Genomic DNA, 1,840 nt, shown 5'->3' with positions numbered 1-1,840 from the left:
AATCTGCGCAAGTGTTTTTTGAAGATAAGTTGATATTACTGACTGTTCGCTCATTATATAAACAAAACGCCCTTAAATAGGAGGTTTTATAGATTAAACTCAATAATAATTGGCTCTAGCGACAATATCTTTTTGATATTTAATTCGCATTATATAGTTAAGAACTGACTCTAAATATTACAAAAGTAGAAATCTTCTTTCTTTAATTCTAATTCTGCATCAACAGTTTAAGATCTGTTTAAACTCTACTTTTATGTTTAGGTTGCTTAGCTATTGATACCACTGGGTGATTTAACAAATTTAAAAGGTAGATTTTAGTATTGCGTTCTTATTAATTAAAATCCTCACCATTTCTAAGTACTGAAAACAGTAAATAATCACAATAGAAATTTTATAATAAATAAGATCTATGTTTTTTATTAAATACGAAATGAGAAAATATTAACTCAAGGAAAATAGCCTAGGATCTCAGGTAGGTATATTTGATAGTTGTTATTTTAGTTGTGTAGTTGGCTCAATAGTTTTTATACGTTCCAGATAGCAAACAAACTAATACCATTCACATTAATTAAGTGATCAAGTTTATCCATTTTCTTGATCATAATTTTTTTACTCGTTCGACTTCTAAACGGAATACATTCCAAGCTCGAGATACTTGCCTAACAATATCTTCATAACCATTAAATGTACGATTTGATAATTCCCTTTGACGCATCCATTGCCATACTTGTTCTACTGGATTTAATTCTGGTGAATACGGTGGTAATGGGATGATTGATAGATTTCTGAATTCACTTGCAATATCTCCCATATGTCAGCTAGCGCGATCAACGATAACAACTGCATATCTTCCATCTTCAGTGACATTCGATATAAGTTGTAAATGTTTTCGCATTACATCTTTACTCAAACAAGGTGCAATAATTGCTTCTGTTTTCCCTGTTGCAGGACACACTGCACCATATATATGAGCTGACTCAAACTGCTGTTGCTTGACAACTCTTGATCGCGAACCTTTTTGAGCCCAAATTTTTGTCGTTGTATTTTGTTGGCCAAAGCGTGCTTCATCTTGAAACCAAACATCCGTTCTATCCAGTCCCATGTGCCCTGAGATTGTGATGATCGTTTTAGTCAGGAATTTTTTTAACTTTTCCTGGGCTTCAAACGATTGTTTTGGATGTTTCGAGCGGGAAGTAATCCATGACAAATCCATTTCATTTAATAGGCGATATACATTACTTAATTGATAAGTGATTTTAAATGTTACATTGACATAAGCTCTAATATCTTCAGCTATTAACCTTCCACCGTTAGATTTCACCGCGTGAGCTACAATATAACTCTTAAGTTGCTCTTTTTGTTTTTGGGTTAATTTAGCAGGTCGTCCTGATTGCTTTTTAATATTTAATGCTTCAATGCCATCTGATAAATATAACCCAACCCATTCATTTACTAAGCGACGACTTACGCCAGCAGTTTTAGCAACGAAGTGCGGTTTTTAGTTTCTAAAAATAAACGAATAACTAAGTAACGAGTTCTAAGCCTCGCGCTATTTGTATACGGGAAATCAGGAATGTGTGATTCAGAAAAATTAAGCTCTGTTAATAATAGATGGAAAGGGTATTAGATCATAAAAATAAATAATTAGGCATTAGATCATGAATTTAATGTAATTGGTATGAGCCTGGCGATGCCAGCTGGGTATAATTTCTAAATCCCAAAAAGCAAAAAAGCCAATACATTTCTGTATCGGCTTTCTTTAATTAGGAGCCTGGCGATGTCCTACTTTCACATGGGAAACCCCACACTATCATCGGCGCTGTTTCGTTTCACTTCTGAG

1 pseudogene is annotated in these 1,840 nt (G+C 33.8%); it reads right to left on the bottom strand.

Annotated elements, in window-relative coordinates:
* Positions 1 to 598: 598 nt before the first annotated feature.
* Positions 599 to 1,575 (bottom strand): annotated as a pseudogene (locus KO527_RS23935) (IS630 family transposase).
* Positions 1,576 to 1,840: the final 265 nt, after the last annotated feature.

The sequence above is a fragment of the Pseudoalteromonas sp. C2R02 genome, assembly GCF_018860845.1.
Taxonomy (GTDB): Bacteria; Pseudomonadota; Gammaproteobacteria; order Enterobacterales; family Alteromonadaceae; genus Pseudoalteromonas.
Note: the sequence above shows the minus strand (reverse complement) of the source record. Positions and strands in the feature narration are given on the sequence as shown.